The organism is Mycobacterium sp. GA-2829 (genome assembly GCF_001499965.1).
Classification (GTDB): domain Bacteria; phylum Actinomycetota; class Actinomycetes; order Mycobacteriales; family Mycobacteriaceae; genus Mycobacterium.
The window spans coordinates 85299-100899 of record NZ_LQIT01000008.1 but is presented as its reverse complement, the minus strand read 5'-3'; the positions used below and the strand labels follow the sequence as shown (position 1 = coordinate 100899).

The following is a 15601-nucleotide window of genomic DNA, read 5'->3' as shown; positions in this document are numbered from 1 at the left end:
GCCGACGAGTATCTGGCGGCTGCCGCACCCCGGACATCGCGCTGCCTACTGAGCGGGACAGCTCCCCTAACCGGGCCGTTCACCGTGTTTACGTTGCCGCCATGGATGCCGCCATGGACGCAGTCATCGCACAGGCGCGCAGTCACACGTTGGGCGACATCCCCCGCCGGTCGGCGCGCAGACAACCAGACAAGACGGCGATCGTCGACGGTGACGTCGTGTTGACGTTCGCCGAGTTCGAGCATCTCGTCGACCGGGCCGCGGCGGCGTTCTCGGACAACGGGTTCGGGCCCGGCGATCGGATCGCGCTGCTGTCACACAACTGCTGGCAGTACGCCGTGCTCGCCTTCGCCACCGCGCGGGCGGGCGTGGTGCTGGTGCCGATCAACTTCATGCTCACCGCCGAGGAGATCTCCTACCTGCTGGGCCACAGCGGGGTGCGCGGGTTCATCGTCGAGGGGGCGCTCATCCCGACCGCCGAGGAGGCGATGCGGCTGGGCGGCGCGGTGACGACGAAGGTGGCGCTGGTGCCCGACGGAGACGCCCCAGCGAGGGGATGGGACGACTTCGCCGACTGGCTGGCCACCGACTCGCCCGCACCCGCGCCCGACATCGCCGACGATCAACTGCTGCGGCTGATGTACACCAGCGGCACCGAATCACGTCCGAAGGCGGTGATGCACACCAGCCGCAGCCTGCTGTGGCAGTACGTCAGCACCATCGTGGCCGGGTCGATGGCGGGTGACGACGTCGAGATCCATTCCCTGCCGCTGTACCACTGCGCACAGCTCGACAACTTCCTCGCCACCGACGTCTACCTGGGCGCGACGAGCATCATCCTGCCCCGCCCCGACCCCGAGCTGGTGTTGCGCACCATCGAGCGGTACGGCGTCACGAACTACTTCGCCCCGCCCACGGTGTGGATCAGCCTGCTGCGCTGTCCGGTGATCGACGCGGTCGATCTGTCGAGCCTGCGCAAGGGCTACTACGGCGCCTCGGCGATGCCGCGGGAGATCCTCGCCGAGATCCGCGACCGACTGCCGAACCTGCGGCTGTGGAACTTCTACGGCCAGACCGAGATGGCGCCACTGGCCTCGGCGCTGGGTCCCGACGAACAGGACGCGCACGCCGGGTCGGCGGGACGGCCGGTGGTCAACGTGGAGACGACGATCCTCGACGAGAACGAGGCTCCCGTCGCCGCGGGCGTGGTCGGCGAAATCGCCCACCGCAGCCCGCATCTCATGCTCGGCTACCTCGACGATCCGACCAAGACCGCGGAGGCGTTCCGCGGCGGCTGGTTCCACTCGGGCGACCTCGGTTACTACGACGAGCACGGGCTGCTCTACGTCGTCGACCGCAAGAAGGACATGATCAAGACCGGCGGCGAGAACGTCGCCAGCCGGGAGGTCGAGGAGGTCCTGTACCGGCACGCCGGTGTGCAGGAGGCAGCGGTGTTCGGCGTGACCGATCCGGTGTGGGTGGAGGCGGTCGTCGCCGCCGTGGTGTTGCGCGACGGCGCCACGGCCACAGAGGACGACATCATCGCGCACTGCCGCACCCACCTGGCCGGCTACAAGACGCCCAAACAGATCTTCTTCGTCGACGCGCTGCCGAAGAACCCGAGCGGCAAACTGCTCAAACGCGATCTGCGCCAACGGTTCAGCGCCATCCACAGCCACTGAGAGGGAACACTGCCGTGTTCGAAGGACGGATCGCGCGGTTCGACGCGCCCGGACAACCGTTCGTGATCGACACCGTCGCGCTCGCCGACGTCGGTCCGGGGGAGATCCTGGTCAAGGTGGCCAGGACCAACATCTGCGGATCGGATCTGCACGCCTGGCACGGCACCTTCGCCACGCGCGGACTCGGGGGTCAGCTGCCGACGGTGCTCGGCCACGAGATGGTCGGCGCCGTGGCCGCACTGGGCGACGGGGTCAGCGCCGATTCGAACGGTGCGCCGTTGACCGAGGGCACCCGGGTGGTGTTCCCGTACTTCTACTCGTGCCACCGCTGCCGCAACTGCCTGCTGGGTCGGCGGGGCGCCTGCCTGAACCTGGCGATGGCGATGCTCGGCCGCGCCGACGAGACCCCGTATTTCGTCGGTGGGTACGGCGACTACTACCTGCTGCCCGCGGGCGCGGTCGTGTACACGGTCCCCGACACCGTGTCCGACGACATCGCCTCCGGTGCCAACTGCGCACTGTCACAGGTGATGTACGGGCTGGAACGGGTCGACCAGCAGCTCGGCGAGACCGTCGTGGTGCAGGGCGCCGGGGCGCTCGGCCTGTACGCAGTGGCGGTGGCCAAGGCCCGCGGCGCCGCGCAGGTCATCGCGATCGACGGCGTACCCGAACGGCTGGAACTGGCGACGGCGTTCGGCGCCGACGCGGTCGTCGACCTCAATGAGGCGCCCACGGTGAAGGACCGCGCGAAGATCGTGCGCACGCTCACCGGCGGTCACGGCGCCGACGTGGTCGTCGAGGTCGTCGGCCATCCGTCGGCGATCGACGAGGGTCTCAAACTGCTCGGCCAGTTCGGCCGGTACGTCGAGATCGGCAACATCAACATCGGCAAGACCTTCGAATTCGACCCGTCGCGCTTCGTGTTCGGCAACAAGACGATGGTCGGGGTCTCGCTCTACGATCCGGCCGTGCTGTCGCGGGCGCTGACCTTCCTCGACCAGCACCAGCACCGCCTGCCGTTCGACCGGCTCGCCGCCGCGCACTACCCGCTCGACCACATCAACGAGGCATTCGCCGCCGCCGACGGCAAGCGCGACGTCCGCGCGAGCATCATCCCCTGAAGCGAAGGACCCCATGCACGACTACACCCGCAAAACCCTCTTCATCGACGGCCGGTGGGTGACACCCGACGGCACAGACGTGATCGAGGTGATCGACCCGGCCACCGAGCAGGTGATCGGATCGGTTCCGAACGGCACCGCCGCCGACGTCGACACCGCCGTGGCCGCCGCACGGCGCGCCTTCGACCCGCTGATCACCGTCGCCGAACGGCGCGACCGGCTCGCCCGCGTCATCGCCGCGATGGAGAAGCGCCTCCCCGACATCGCCGAGACCATCACCCGCGAGATGGGCGCTCCGGCGCGGATCGCGCAGGGGGTGCAGACCAAGGTGCCGCTGGCGGTGGCCCGCGGTTTCGCCGACGTCCTCGAAGGCTTCGAATTCGAAGAGCGCGTGGGCAATTCGCTGGTCGTACGCGAACCGTACGGAGTGGTCGGGGCCATCACCCCGTGGAACTATCCCCTGTACCAGGTGGTCGCCAAGGTGCTGCCCGCGATCGCCGCCGGCTGCACCGTGGTACTGAAACCGAGCAACGAGGCACCGCTGTCGGTGTTCGAGTTCGTCGAGGCCGTCGAGGAGGCGGGTCTGCCCGCGGGCGTGGTGAACCTCGTGTCCGGCAGCGGACGGGTGGTGGGTGAGCGGATCGCCGAGCATCCGGATGTGGATCTCGTGTCGTTCACAGGATCGACCGGGGTCGGCAGGCGGGTCGCCGAACTCGCCGCGGCCTCGGTGAAGAAGGTGGCGCTGGAGCTGGGCGGCAAGTCGGCCAACGTGATCCTCGACGGCGGAGACCTGGCCACCGCGGTGAAGGTCGGTGTCGGCAACGCGTTCCTCAACGGCGGGCAGACCTGTATGGCGTGGACGCGGATGCTGGTCCCGCAGAGCCGCTACGCCGAGGCGCTCGACCTCATCGAGGCGGCCGTCGCCAAGTACACCGTCGGTGACCCGCTCGACCCGGCCACGCGTATCGGCCCGTCGGCGTCGAAGGCGCAGTACGAGACCGTGCGCGGTTTCATCGAACGCGCGCAGCGCGACGGGGCCCGGCTGCTGACCGGCGGCGCCGAAAAGGTCCGCGACGTCGGCTATTACATCGCCCCGACGGTGTTCGCCGACGTCGACCCGGATTCCGAACTCGGGCAGGAGGAGGTGTTCGGGCCCGTGCTCGCGGTGATCCCGTTCCGCGACGAGGATGACGCCGTGCGGATCGCCAACGGCACCCCGTACGGGTTGGCCGGTGCGGTGTGGGCCGAGGATCTGGACCGGGCGATCGCGTTCGCGCGCCGCATCCAGACCGGACAGCTCGACCTCAACGGTGGTGCGTACAACCCCGTCGCGCCGTTCGGGGGGTACAAGAAGTCCGGCGTCGGACGGGAACTCGGCCGCGCCGGCTTCGAGGAGTTCCTGCAGACCAAGTCGTTGCAGCTGCCCGCGTGAGGACGGTGTTCCGCTGACCGGGCGGGCCGGGTGTCAACCCGTCCGCGCGGCGGTTGACTGCAGGCCATGAGCAACGAGATCGCGCTGTCCGACCTGCAGGAATTCGTATCCGGCTTCTGGTACGACTACGACGAAGCCCACTACGACGAGATGGCGGCGGCCTTCGCCGACGACGCCCGGTACATCAGCCGCAGCGACTCCGGCGCCAGCCCGTTCGAGGAGTTGATGTCGCCGGAGCTGCAGGGCCGCGAGGCGATCATGGAGTGGCTGTCGGCTCATCGCAAGGAGAGCCCCTACCCGCTTCGGCACCACTCGACCAACCTGCACCGCACCGGATCCGACGGCGACGCCACCCGCGCGCGCTTCTACATCTTCGTCAACCAGATCACGAACTTCGTGCCGTTCGCGGTGTCCAGCGGGGTGGCCAACGTCGCCGTGCGGCGCGGTGCGAACGGGCTGGAGTTCACCGAGATGGAGGTCATCCTCGACACCACCAATTCGGTGCTGCTCTCGGAGTATTCGGCCACCGCCGCTCCCGCGGGCGCCTGAGGTCGTGGACGCCAGGCAGACGTTCGGCGGCGGCGTCGCGGTCATCACGGGTGCCGGTGCCGGGATCGGTGCCGGCCTGGCCCGTCACGCCGCTCACCTCGGCATGACGGTGGTACTCGTCGACGTCGACGCCGACGCGATCGCCGCGCTGCGCGACGAACTGGGTACGGGCGCCGTCGACATCATCTGCGACGTCCGGGATCCCGCCGCTGTCGAGGACATGGCCCAGCGGGTCCGTCGGGATGTCGGTCCGGTCCGGCTGCTCGTCAACAACGCGGGCGTCGAACAGTTCGGCTACCTGTGGGACACCCCCGTCGCGAACTGGCAGCGGGTCGTCGACGTCAACGTCAGCGGGGTGTTCCACGGTGTGCGCGCGTTCCTGCCCTCGATGATCGAGGCAGGCACGCCCGCATGGGTGTGGAATCTGAGCTCGATCGGCGGCGTAGCGGTCGTACCGCTGCAGGCCCCCTACATCATGAGCAAGCACGCCGTGCTGGCGCTGACCGAATGCCTCTCTCTCGAGGTGCAATTGGCCGGACACGACCACATCCACGTCCAGGCGGTGCTGCCCGGCGCGGTGGCCTCGAACATCTTCGAGTCCGCGGGCGGTGTGACCGACGGTGACGTCGCCGCCGCGGAGAGCCAGCGGCTGGCGATGCTCGACATCAAGGCCGCCGCCATGGATCCGCTGGACGCCGCGGAGGTGGTGTTCGAGCAGTCCGCCGAGGGCCGGTTCTACCTGCTGACCCAGCCCGACTACGTCGGGTCGGCGATGACCGAACGCGCCGAGGTGCTGAAAACCCAACGGGCACCGGCCCTGCGCACCAAACCCCGCTTCGACCCCGCGCAGCACTGAGAGGACCCCGAGTTGCGGATCGCCGACAGAGTGTTCGTCGTGACCGGTGCCGGTAACGGTATGGGCAGACAGGTGGTGCTCGGCCTGCTCGGCCGGGGTGCGCGGGTGGCGGCCGCCGACGTCGACGAGGCCGGACTGGCGGATACGGCCCGGCTCGCGAACGCCGGATCCCGGCTGTCCACGCACCGTCTCGACGTGACCGATCGGCAGGCGGTCGGCGCCATGCCGGACGTGGCGGCCGGCGTGCACGGCCACGTCGACGGTCTGGTCAACATCGCGGGCGTCATCCACCGGTTCGCCCCGTTCACCGACCTACCCGCGGACACGGCGGACCGCATCATGGCGGTCAACTTCATGGGCACGGTCAACATGTGCCGCGCCTTCCTGCCCGTGCTGCTGACCCGCCCGGAGGCCAACGTGACGAACATGTCCAGCCTGTCGGCGTTGCTGCCGTTCGCCAGCCAGACCCTCTACAGCGCCAGCAAGGGTGCGGTCAAACAGTTCAGCGAAGGCCTCTACGCGGAGCTGTGCGATACGAAAGTCCGTGTCGTGACGGTGTTCCCGGGCAACGTCGACACGAACCTGACCCGCAACTCCGGGGTCGAGATGCTCGACGCCGGCGACAAGAAGGTCCGGGCGACCACGCCGGAGACGGCGGGGCGCAAGATCGTCGACGGTATCGCCGCCGACCGGTTCCGGGTGCTCATCGGCACCGACGCCCGTGCTCTGGACCTCTTGTCGCGGGCGTCGGCCAAACACACCACGCGGCTGGTCGCCAAGCAGATCAAGTCGGTGCTGTGAACTACGACGTCATCGTCGTCGGATTCGGCGCCGCCGGTGCGGCGGCCGCGATCGAGGCCGCCGATCGCGGGGCGCGCGTGCTCGTCCTGGACCGCGGCTACGGCGGAGGCGCGACGGCGTTGTCAGGCGGGATCATCTACGCGGGCGGCGGAACCCCCGAACAGCGCGCAGGCGGATATCACGACACCGTCGAGGACATGCGGGCCTACCTCGAGGCCGAGGTCGGCGACGCGGTGTCGGCCGAGACGCTGGACCGGTTCTGCAGGCAGAGCCCGGCGATGATCGAATGGCTCAAGGCTCAGGGCGTCGAATTCCGCGGTGGTCCGGTGCCGTCCTACAAGACCTCGTATCCGACCGACGAGTTCTACCTCTACTACTCCGGCAACGAGAAGGCGTTCCCGTACGCCACCCGGGCCCGGCCGGTACCGCGCGGTCACCGCGTCCTCGCACCGGGGATGAGTTCCGGCAAGGTGCTGTTCGAGCACCTCGCCCGCTCGGCGAAAAGCCAAGGTGTCGAATTCATCCCGCTCGCGCGGGTGCATGCTCTCGTCACCGATGACGACGGCCGCGTCACCGGGGTCCGCTACCGGGCGATGCCGCCGACACACCCGAAGGCGCGCCGCCATGCGCTGCTGACCAGGCTCACCGGAAAGGCGGGCACCTGGATGCCCGGACTGGTCGCAGGCGCCGTCGCGCGCGCGGAGAAGATCCGGGCCGCCGCGGCCGTCGACGCTGAGGCCCACGCACCCGCGGTGATCCTCGCGGCGGGCGGCTTCGTCCACAACCGGGAGTGGATGCAGAGGCACGCACCACAGTTCATGACGGTGTCCCCGCTCGGGACGGTCGGCGACGACGGCACCGGTATCGCGCTGGGCATGTCGGCCGGCGGGACGACGGCCAAGATGGGCAACGTCACGGCATGGCGGTTCCTCTCCCCGCCGAGCGCGTTCCTCGAGGGCCTCACCGTCGGCGCGGACGGCCGCCGCATCACCAACGAGGACCTCTACGGCGCCACCCACGGCAACGTGATGATGCGCGAGTTCGGCGGCACCGGGTGGGCGATCTACGACGCGACCACGTGGCGGAAGGTCAAGAGCCAGATCCGTTCGCAGACACAGATCTTCCAGCGGCTGCAGCTGATCTACCTGTTCACGACCGGACACCGGAAGGCCGCCTCGATCGAAGCGCTCGCCGCGGCGAACGGTATCGACCCCGCGGGGCTGCGGCGCACGGTCGACGAATACCACCACGGCCTCGACTCCGGCACCGGCGATCCCGCGCACAAGGATCCCGAGCTCTGCCCGCCGCTGCGGACGCCGCCGTTCTACTCGATCGACATCTCGGCCGACTCGTCGATGTTCTTCCCGATCCCCGGCCTCACCCTCGGCGGCCTCGTCGTCGACGAAGGCACCGGGGAGGTGCTGCGCCCTGACGGCGGCCCGGTGCCCGGGCTGTACGCCGCCGGTCGCGCCGCGGTGGGCGTGTGCTCGAACAGCTACGTCAGCGGGCTCTCTCTGGCGGACTGCGTCTTCGGTGGTCGGCGCGCGGGTGCGCATGCGGCAGAACGATTCCGGGTGGCGCCGTGACGGTGCCGTCGCTCGACCCGGACGCCGCCGCCCGCGTCGCCTCGTTCGGGCCGATACCCCCGATGCGGGAACGCGGGCTGGAGGCGGTACGGCGAGCCGTCGAGGCGACGCCGCATCCCCCGGACATGCCGGCGATGGTCGACGTCGCGGATGCGTCGATATCTGCTGCGAGCCACTGTATCCCGGTGCGGATCTACCGGCCGACCGACTGCCAGCGGGCACCGGTGCTGGTGTACTTCCACGGCGGCGGCATGGTCATGGGGTCGAACCACGCCTTCGAACCGCTCGCTCGGACGCTGGCCGCGCACAGCGGCGCGACGGTGGTGTCGGTGGAGTACCGGCTGGCGCCGGAGGCGCCCGCACCCGCACAGTTCGACGACGCCTACACCGCGACGGCGTGGGTGGCGGACAACGCCGATGCGCTGCGGGTCGACCCGGAGCGCCTCGCCGTGGTGGGCGACAGTGCGGGCGGATCCCTGGCGGCGGCGGTCGCCCTCGCGGCGCGTGACCGGGGCGGCCCGCCGATCTGCGCTCAGGTGCTGCTGTATCCGGGGCTCGACCACGATATGAGCTGCGAGTCAATCCGGTTGCTGGCCCACGCGCCGATGCTGACCCGTGCCGACATCGACTTCATGCACGAACTCGCCGACCGGGGCGTCGCATCCGCACCCGATGCCTACCGATTCCCCGCGCTGGCAACCGATCTCGGTGGTCTGCCGTCGGCGATCGTGGTGACCGCCGAATGCGACCCCATCCGTGACTGGGGTGAGCGCTACGCGGCCCGGCTGCGCGACGCCGGCGTGCAGACCACCCAGACCCGCTACCCGGGCGCCTATCACGGCTTCCTGATGCGCTCGGACGCCACCGCCCGCGGCCGGCTGGCGATCGCGGAGACCGGTGCGCTGTTGCGGGCCAAGTTCGCCGCAACCTCCCGATGACCGGACTGCTGCCGTCGACCACGCCGCACACAGCCGCAGAATCGGAGCAACCCCAGGGGCGCCGACGGCGCCGATGAATGAAGGAGAGATTCGATGCTCACTGATGATCGGCGGTTGCAGCTGTCCGACGTCCTGCGGCCCGCGTCACCGCCCAAGGAGATCGACCACATCTACACCGACGACCAGCGCGACCGGTTGCTCGATGTGGTTCGCACCAAGGGGCCGTGGCGGCTGATCATCGCCCAGCACTTCGCGTCGGCGGAGGAGCTGATGGCGACCATGAGCGGGGCGTTCCCGGAGGGGTTCGAGCCGTCGCTCGACCTGTTCCTCACCCCCACCTTCCGCGGGTACCTCGCCAACTACGGCACGGTGCTCTACCCCGAACTGCACGACTGCTTCTACAACGAGAAGTTCCTGGCGCACGCCAAGAGCTACTGGAACGCCGAGTACGCCAAGCCCGAGATGATGCTGTTCAACATCAACGGCCCGTGCGCGAACCGCGATCCGGGACATCTGGATTCGCCGAGCTTCCGCGGCGTGCGGCACGAGAACGCGCCGACGTGGCTCACCAGCGTGATGGGCAAGTCCGGCCTCTTCCAGGACTACCTGATCAAGATGGCGCAGGTGATCACCTGGTTCTCCCTCGACGAGAGCAGCGGGTTCACCTACTGGCCGGAGGGTCCGCTGAAGGCGCCGCAGCGTCTGCTGCCGCCGGTGTACAACCGTGGCGTGGTGGTGCAGAACGAGATGATGGTGCACCGCGGTGAGGCCAACGGTCCGCTGGAACAGCAGGTTCCGGCCGGCCTGGCGTTCGACACGGTGTTCACCGGCGACCCGGCCGACCGCGACCACTGGGTGCTCAAGAACGGCGACGACGTGATCGCCCGCCACCACACCGACGAACTGCGGTTCCTGGTCCACTGGTCGGCGGAGGTGTACTCCGACTACGACGAGTTGAAGAAGAACATGGACCACTCCGACGACCTCACGATCGAGCGGGCCATCGACACCCTGGTCAAAGACGTGAACGCGCAGGGTATCTCGCTGAAGATGCCCGACAATCCGCTGCACGACCCGCAGTTCATCGGCACCCTCAACGCCGCGTACGACCTCGGCGGTCCGGCGGTCTACCCGTCCGAAGCCCCGCTGTCGGCGTTCCAGCTCGCCTGAGCCCTTCCGCCGAGCGTGAGCTCGCGCACGAGATTTCGACGAAAACTCGCGCACGGGCTCACGTTCGGCGTACGTAAGTGGGTGGTGCGCCCAACATCTCCCGGTGCGACACCGGCTGTCTGCCGCCCTCGTCGGTGATCCCGTACCGCAGGCCGAGTTCCGCGCCGATCAGCGTGTGCCCGCTGAGGGTCTCGCGCTCCGGGTCGCGGAAGAGCGCGTCGAGCACGTGGCCGGTGAACTCGGGGGTCTCGGCGTGGTCGGCCATCGCGTCCAATCCCTCCGGATTGCCGTCGAACGCCGCGCGCATCTTCTCGGTCAGCAGGATGCCCATCCAGACGGAGACGGTGTGCACGGGCGTGCCCCGGAAGTCGACGGCCATGTCGGCCGCCATCTTGTCCACCCCCGCCTTCTGCGCACCGTAGGCCGGACCGTGCAGGTAGCAGACCGACCCCGGCGACGAGGTGAACGCGATCAACCCGCGCGGGCCCCGCAGCAGCAGGGGCGCCGCGTGCCACGCCGACACATACGACGAGCGCAAGCCGACGTCGAGGATGCCGCCCAACTCGACAGGCTTGTGCCAGAACGGTTCCCTTCCGACCAGCGAATCGTGGACGGCGGCGGCGTTGTTGACCAACAGGTCCAACCGGCCGGCGTCGCGGTCCACGCGGGCGAAGAACTCCCCGACAGCCGCATCGTCGCGGTGGTCGAGCGGCACCGCGATAGACCCCGCACCGAGGCCCTCGACGGTGCGGCCGGTCAGGTACACCCGCCAGCCGCGCGCGAGCAGCGCCCGCGCGATACCGCGTCCCGCACCGCGCGACGCCCCGGTCACCACCGCCACCGGCGGATCGGTCATGAGGTGTTCGGTCACGAGCGAAAGACTACGGCGCGGCGTCCACCGTTTCGTCGACGATGGCCAACTGCCCGGTCCGCACCGCGTCGACGATCGACTCGGAGAGCTCCGAACACGACAGGAACACCGTGGGACGGCCGTGTCCGGCGAGCGCCTCGCTGTCGCGCCGCTGCGGACAGCGTTGCGCCGCATCGGCATTCCATTGCACGCTGGTCTGTTCCCAGCTGCTCTTACGCGCCGACACCCGCGCCCCGCAGGCCCGGCATGTCACCGGCACCATCGGCGCGTCGGCGAGCCGGTTGTCGGGCCGGATGCTCATCCCGCGCTCGTCGCCGACGCCCGAGCGCTGAGGTTGGCCTCCACGATCTTCATCCACTCCTCCCGCGGCCGGGTGGTGTCGATCTCATACTCGAATCGATCGACCATGTCGGCGGTGACGTCGGCGGCGTCGACGTAGAACTGCTCGTACCAACGCCGCAGCTGGTACACCGGCCCGTCCTCCTCGCACAGCAGCGGATTGTCGATGCGCGCCTTGTTCTTCCAGATCTCGACGTCCTGTTCGAACCCCATCTTGACGAAGTCGCCGAGGGCGACGGCGGTCTGCATCGCCAGGTCGTCGGGCAGGGCCTCGGACTTCTTCACGATGATCCCGTACTGCAGCACAAAGGAATTCGCGTCGATCGGGTAGTGGCAGTTGATCAGCACGGTGTGGTGGTCGGCCTGCTCGTAGTGATAGGTCAGCTCGTCGATCATGAAAGACGGACCGTAGTACGACGCGACCGACGTCGTGCCGAGCATCTTCGGACCCTCCGGCGGTTGCAGATCCTCGCGCCCCGCACTGTTCATGTACTGGGTCGCGACGTGGCCCTCGAAGATGTTCTTGAAGTGCGTCGGCAGCGATCCGTGGATGTAGAAGAAGTGCGCCATGTCGACGACGTTGTCGATGACCTCACGGCAGTTGGTGTTGACCACCGTGGTGTACCAGTGCCAGTCGGTCCACTCGTCGCTGGTGGCGCCCCCGATCCGCGGGATCGTGACGTTCTCCGGCGGCGGTTTGCGCTCCGGGTCGTTCCAGACGAACAGCATGCCGTCCTGTTCCAGCGTCGTCCACGTCGCCGTGCGAGCCAGCCGCGGCGCCCGCTTGCTGTAGGGCACCTGCTTGCAGCGGCCGTCGCCGCCCCAGCGCCAGTCGTGGAACGGGCATGCGATCTCGTTGCCCTTGACCTCACCCTGGCTCAGGTCGCCACCCATGTGGCGGCAGTAGCCGTCGAGCACGTTGATCCGGCCGTCCCCGCTGCGGAACACGACCAGCTTCTGCCCGAAGGCGTTGACCGTGTGCGGTTTCCCGTCCCCGAAGTCCCGGGTGAGCCCCAGGCAGTGCCACCCGCGGGCGAACCGGGACGGGGCGGCGTCGGCTTCGATCTGCCGGACCTCGTCGATGTCGGAGACAGTCATAGGACTGTTCTACCGCCGTCGGCGGCGTCGCGGACCCGAATGTTCCGCTGATCAGGACGGGTCGATGCGCTCCCCCGCGACGCCGGCCATGAGCAGCCGATGGGCGTCCGGATCGCCGTTCAGCAGACGTGTCGTGCGCGCCGCGATCCGCCAACCGGCCGCCTCGCGGCGCAGCTGGAAGTGATTCGCCGCCGCCCGCCACACCCGGTATCCATCGGCGCCGGACCGCAGCACCACCGATTCGCACAGCGCGACCGCCTCGTCGCCGTCGACGGTGACGACCGCCGGTCCGAGGAAGTGACAGCACCCGGCGGCCACCAGGGCCCGGTGGCCGTCGGATTCGACCATCGCGCGCACATCGGCGCGGCTGTTCATCCGCCAGCCCTCGACGTCGTAGCTGCCGTCCTCGGCCCACAGGTCGGCGGCGCCCGCGGCGTTCGCGGCGTCCACGCACGGGCCGTAGCTCGCCACGATCCGCGCGATCTCGCGCTCGTCCTCGAGCCGGCGCAGCCTGGCCTCCAGAGCGGCGAGCCGGTCCTCGGCGGTCATTGTCTGGCCCCGATCAGCCGCTGGATCGCCAGGTGCGATTCGAGCACGATCGTCGCGCGGTCGGGTCCGCTGTTGCGGGCGGCCTGGTCGGCGTTGCCGCCCGCGACGTGCACCGGCCCGTCACCGAGGTGGGCGAGTCCCTCGCGGGCGACGTCGGCGGGATCGCTGACCACGAAACCCGGGATGTCGAACCGCAGCCCCACGCGCTCCATCGCCGGGGTGCGGGTCACGCCGAGCACCAGTTCCAGGACGTCGACACCCTGTTCGCGCAATTCCACCCAGAGGCTCTCGGCGAAGATCCGGCCGAATGCCTTCACCCCCGCATACACCGTGTGCCGCGACGAGCCCATGTATCCGGACAACGATCCGACGAGGAGGATGCCGCCCCGTGACCGCGCCACCATCGACCTGCCGAAGTGCTGGGTCAACTCGAGCATGCGGGTGACGTTCAGGTCGATGATCTTGCGCCACTCGGCCAGGTCGGCGTCGAGGAACGGGTCGTTGCACGTGCTGGCGCCCGCGTTGTAGATGAGCAGACCCACCTCGACATCGGCGGTCGCGTCGACGATCCGCGCGGTGGCCTGATCGTCGAGCAGATCCTGCGCCAGCGTGCGCACCTCGGCGCCGAGTTCGCGGCACGATGCGGCGGTCTCCTCCAGCGGTCCGGGTTTGCGGGCGATCAGCACCAGGTTGAAGCCGTCCGCGGCGAGTTGGCGTGCGAATTCGGCGCCCACGCCCTCGGATCCGCCGGCGATGACGGCCCACGGCCCGTACTTGTCGAGGTCAGTCATGGCACCGATCCAACACGGTGCGTTCCTGGCGCCCGCGGGGTGTTCCGCTGAACGGGCGAATCGGGTGCTGGACGGACGGTCCACGCCCTAGCGTCACGCTGGTGACATCTGCGCGTACGGCCACGATTCCCGGCGGACTGCCCGTCAACGACACCACCGTCGACCTACTGGTGGTGGGCTCCGGCACCGGGATGGGCGCGGCGCTGGCTGCGCAGGCGCGCGGCCTGTCGGTGCTGATCGTCGAGAAGTCCGAGTACGTCGGCGGTTCGACGGCGCGGTCCGGGGGCGCCCTGTGGTTCCCGGCCAGCGACATCATCGCCGGTGCCGGCGGCGGCGACACCGCACAGCGCGCCGCGACCTACCTCGACGCCGTGGTCGACGGCACCGCGCCCGCGGCCCGCTCGAAAGCCTTCCTCGACCACGTCGACGCCACCGTCGACCTGCTGCGCCGCACCACGCCGATGCGGCTGTTCTGGGCGCGGGAGTACTCCGACTACCACCCGGAACGGCCCGGTGGCTCGGCGGCGGGACGCACCTGCGAATGCAGGCCGCTGGACACCGCGGTCCTGGGCGAGCAGCTGCCGAGGCTGCGGCCGGGTGTGATGGAGGTGAAGATCCCCATGCCCACCACCGGCGCCGACTACCGCTGGCTGAACCTGATGTCGCGGGTGCCGCGCAAGGGAATCCCGTTGGTGGCCAGACGGCTTGGGCAGGGTGTCGGTGGTTTGTTGCTCGGGCGCCGATACGCCGCAGGTGGTCAGGCGCTGGCGGCGGGCCTGTTCGCCGGCGTCCTGCGGGCCGGAATCCCCGTCTGGACCGAGACCGCGCTGCAGAGCCTGGTCAGCGACGACGATGGACGGGTCACCGGCGCCGTCGTCGACCACCTCGGGCGTGAGGTCACCGTGACCGCACGCCGCGGCGTGGTGCTGGCCGCGGGCGGATTCGACCACCACATGGACATGCGGTGGAAGTTCCAGTCCGAGCGGCTGGGCGAGCACGCCAGCCTCGGCGCGGACACCAACACCGGCGACGCCATCCGGGTCGCCCAAGACCTCGGCGCCGCAATCGATCTCATGGACCAGTCGTGGTGGTTCCCGGCGGTGGCCGCGCTTCCGGGTGGCGATCCGAAGGTGATGCTCGCCGAACGGTCGCTGCCGGGTTCGCTGATCGTCGACCAGACCGGTGAGCGGTTCGTCAACGAATCGTGCGACTACATGTCGTTCGGGCAGCGGATCCTCGAACGCGAACGGGCGGGCAACCCCGTCGAGTCGATGTGGATCGTATTCGACCAGCAGTACCGCAACAGCTACGTCTTCGCCGCGGAGCTGTTCCCGCGCATGGCGATTCCGAAGGCCTGGTATGCCGCGGGCATCGCCCACCGCGCCGACGACCTGGCCGAGCTCGGACGCAAGATGGGGGTGCCGGACGCGCGGTTCGCGGGCACCGTCGAGCGGTTCAACGAAATGGCGCACGCCGGACAGGATTGCGACTTCGAACGCGGCCGCAGCGCCTATGACCGGTACTACGGCGACCTCACCGTCACCCCCAATCCGAACCTGCGCGCGCTGGAGCGCGGGCCGTTCTACGCGGTGAAGATGGTGCTGTCCGACCTCGGCACGTGCGGCGGTCTGCGCGCCGACGAGCGGGCGCGTGTCGTGCGGGAGGACGGTACACCGGTCGAGGGTCTGTACGCGATCGGCAACACCGCCGCCAACGCGTTCGGCGCGACGTATCCGGGCGCGGGCGCGACCATCGCGCAGGGCCTGGTGTACGGCTACATTGCCGCACAGGACGCCGCGGACGCCGGCTGAGGAGGAC

The 15601-nt window shown here is 69.3% G+C and carries 15 protein-coding genes; 10 read left to right on the top strand and 5 right to left on the bottom strand.

The genetic code is table 11. The features are described 5' to 3' along the window. Positions 1 to 101: 101 nt before the first annotated feature. The 9 genes from AU194_RS06560 (at position 102) to AU194_RS06520 (ending at position 10135) form a co-directional block, all read left to right on the top strand. A complete protein-coding gene (locus AU194_RS06560) occupies positions 102 to 1682 on the top strand; it encodes an acyl-CoA synthetase (protein ID WP_059088426.1) in 1581 nt (526 codons plus the stop codon). 14 nt (positions 1683 to 1696) lie between these two features. Beyond that, entirely contained in the window at positions 1697 to 2803 is a 1107-nt protein-coding gene (locus tag AU194_RS06555) for a zinc-binding dehydrogenase (protein ID WP_059088425.1), read from the top strand. A gap of 13 nt (positions 2804 to 2816) precedes the next feature. Further along, positions 2817 to 4235 carry an aldehyde dehydrogenase family protein gene (locus tag AU194_RS06550; protein ID WP_059088424.1) on the top strand — a complete coding sequence of 473 codons (1419 nt, stop codon included), beginning with the start codon at positions 2817 to 2819 and terminating at the stop codon, positions 4233 to 4235. 66 nt (positions 4236 to 4301) lie between these two features. Beyond that, entirely contained in the window at positions 4302 to 4784 is a 483-nt protein-coding gene (locus AU194_RS06545) for a nuclear transport factor 2 family protein (RefSeq protein ID WP_059088423.1), read from the top strand. Between the two features lie 4 nt (positions 4785 to 4788). Next, positions 4789 to 5640, top strand: a complete 852-nt coding sequence (locus AU194_RS06540) for an SDR family oxidoreductase (RefSeq protein WP_059088422.1) — start codon at positions 4789 to 4791, stop codon at positions 5638 to 5640. 12 nt (positions 5641 to 5652) lie between these two features. Continuing rightward, positions 5653 to 6441 (top strand): SDR family oxidoreductase, encoded by a 789-nt coding sequence (locus tag AU194_RS06535; RefSeq protein WP_059088421.1) that lies wholly within the window; start codon positions 5653 to 5655, stop codon positions 6439 to 6441. Further along, entirely contained in the window at positions 6438 to 8027 is a 1590-nt protein-coding gene (locus tag AU194_RS06530; RefSeq protein ID WP_059088420.1) for an FAD-binding protein, read from the top strand. Before AU194_RS06535 ends, AU194_RS06530 begins: the two co-directional genes overlap by 4 nt. Further along, positions 8024 to 8965 carry an alpha/beta hydrolase gene (locus AU194_RS06525; protein WP_059088419.1) on the top strand — a complete coding sequence of 314 codons (942 nt, stop codon included), beginning with the start codon at positions 8024 to 8026 and terminating at the stop codon, positions 8963 to 8965. The genes AU194_RS06530 and AU194_RS06525 overlap by 4 nt, the downstream gene beginning before the upstream one ends. 93 nt (positions 8966 to 9058) lie before the next feature. After that, positions 9059 to 10135 carry a hypothetical protein gene (locus AU194_RS06520; RefSeq protein ID WP_059088418.1) on the top strand — a complete coding sequence of 359 codons (1077 nt, stop codon included), beginning with the start codon at positions 9059 to 9061 and terminating at the stop codon, positions 10133 to 10135. Positions 10136 to 10193: 58 nt separating this feature from the next. Here AU194_RS06520 and AU194_RS06515 read toward each other — a convergent pair whose 3' ends face one another. The 5 genes from AU194_RS06515 to AU194_RS06495 are packed head-to-tail and all read right to left on the bottom strand — an operon-like array spanning position 10194 to position 13783. Beyond that, positions 10194 to 10991: an SDR family NAD(P)-dependent oxidoreductase gene (locus AU194_RS06515; protein WP_059088464.1), complete on the bottom strand. Its 798-nt coding sequence runs from the start codon at positions 10989 to 10991 to the stop codon at positions 10194 to 10196. A 25-nt stretch (positions 10992 to 11016) separates the two neighbouring features. Further along, a complete protein-coding gene (locus AU194_RS06510; RefSeq protein ID WP_059088417.1) occupies positions 11017 to 11307 on the bottom strand; it encodes a hypothetical protein in 291 nt (96 codons plus the stop codon). Continuing rightward, a complete protein-coding gene (locus tag AU194_RS06505) occupies positions 11304 to 12443 on the bottom strand; it encodes a Rieske 2Fe-2S domain-containing protein (protein WP_059088416.1) in 1140 nt (379 codons plus the stop codon). Before AU194_RS06505 ends, AU194_RS06510 begins: the two co-directional genes overlap by 4 nt. A gap of 51 nt (positions 12444 to 12494) precedes the next feature. Further along, entirely contained in the window at positions 12495 to 12992 is a 498-nt protein-coding gene (locus tag AU194_RS06500) for a nuclear transport factor 2 family protein (RefSeq protein ID WP_059088415.1), read from the bottom strand. Then, on the bottom strand, positions 12989 to 13783 hold the full coding sequence (locus AU194_RS06495; protein ID WP_059088414.1) for an SDR family oxidoreductase: 795 nt from the start codon (positions 13781 to 13783) through the stop codon (positions 12989 to 12991). The genes AU194_RS06500 and AU194_RS06495 overlap by 4 nt, the downstream gene beginning before the upstream one ends. Positions 13784 to 13884: 101 nt before the next feature. On the opposite strand from AU194_RS06495, the gene AU194_RS06490 reads away from it, so the two are divergent. Continuing rightward, positions 13885 to 15594 (top strand): 3-ketosteroid-delta-1-dehydrogenase, encoded by a 1710-nt coding sequence (locus AU194_RS06490; protein ID WP_059088413.1) that lies wholly within the window; start codon positions 13885 to 13887, stop codon positions 15592 to 15594. Positions 15595 to 15601 lie beyond the last annotated feature (7 nt).

Coding starts and splice junctions, on each gene's coding strand:
- AU194_RS06560 (WP_059088426.1), top strand. CDS start 102: ATGGATGCCGCCATGGACGCAGTCATCGCACAGGCGCGCAGTCACACG.
- AU194_RS06505 (WP_059088416.1), bottom strand. CDS start 12,443: ATGACTGTCTCCGACATCGACGAGGTCCGGCAGATCGAAGCCGACGCC.
- AU194_RS06515 (WP_059088464.1), bottom strand. CDS start 10,991: ATGACCGATCCGCCGGTGGCGGTGGTGACCGGGGCGTCGCGCGGTGCG.
- AU194_RS06510 (WP_059088417.1), bottom strand. CDS start 11,307: ATGAGCATCCGGCCCGACAACCGGCTCGCCGACGCGCCGATGGTGCCG.
- AU194_RS06520 (WP_059088418.1), top strand. CDS start 9,059: ATGCTCACTGATGATCGGCGGTTGCAGCTGTCCGACGTCCTGCGGCCC.
- AU194_RS06545 (WP_059088423.1), top strand. CDS start 4,302: ATGAGCAACGAGATCGCGCTGTCCGACCTGCAGGAATTCGTATCCGGC.
- AU194_RS06500 (WP_059088415.1), bottom strand. CDS start 12,992: ATGACCGCCGAGGACCGGCTCGCCGCTCTGGAGGCCAGGCTGCGCCGG.
- AU194_RS06550 (WP_059088424.1), top strand. CDS start 2,817: ATGCACGACTACACCCGCAAAACCCTCTTCATCGACGGCCGGTGGGTG.
- AU194_RS06495 (WP_059088414.1), bottom strand. CDS start 13,783: ATGACTGACCTCGACAAGTACGGGCCGTGGGCCGTCATCGCCGGCGGA.